Origin of the sequence: Bartonella sp. AA89HNZF, from assembly GCF_042196905.1 — a bacterium.
Classification (GTDB): Bacteria; Pseudomonadota; Alphaproteobacteria; order Rhizobiales; family Rhizobiaceae; genus Bartonella.
The window spans coordinates 29,479-30,198 of record NZ_JBHIRD010000019.1; positions in this window are offsets into that span (position 1 = coordinate 29,479).

Here is a 720-nt window from a genome sequence, read left to right on the forward strand (position 1 = left end):
CACACTTAAGAGGCTCTGAAAAATCGCTACTCTCAAAATAACACATACCCAACCACTCTTTCACTGGAAATTCTTTGAGCTTTTAAAGTGCAGAGGGAATGCGCATTTGCTTTCAAAGTTTTTTCACTAAACGCACCTCTAAATAAGTATCTCTCAATTACGTCTCGTACGCTATACAAAACTTCATTATCACCCGATACCCCTCCCCCATAACAAAAACATTGGCACTAACCATTGAGAGTTCACACACCACTGGTAATGTCAACAATCTATACATCATATTGATTTATAATAATAATGAATTGTCTTGCAACTTAAATAAGAAATCTCAATATTGTAAGATTGTTTCATGGCAAGCCTATTTATATTAAATCAATCAAAAGCATGTTTCTCACGTTCCAAACGTGACTAGCATGCAGATAACAACTGGAAAAATGCCTACAATGAATACTTATACTAAACACTGTCGCAACATTGGGAAAAAAATATAAATACGATAATGGTGCTCGCTTACTCTTTTGTTAAGCGTAAAGATGGTGATATTTGATAGGTTTTTTGATTATTTTACGGGGGCTTTACCGTTATACCATTTATGGATAACATGTAAGTTTTATGTAAAAATAACTTGCTGTATTTATACAGCTTTTTTACAGTGAGGGACGCGTAAATAAAAGTTAGGGAATAGGATTTTTAACATTTCTCTATAAAGCACGCTTCGCA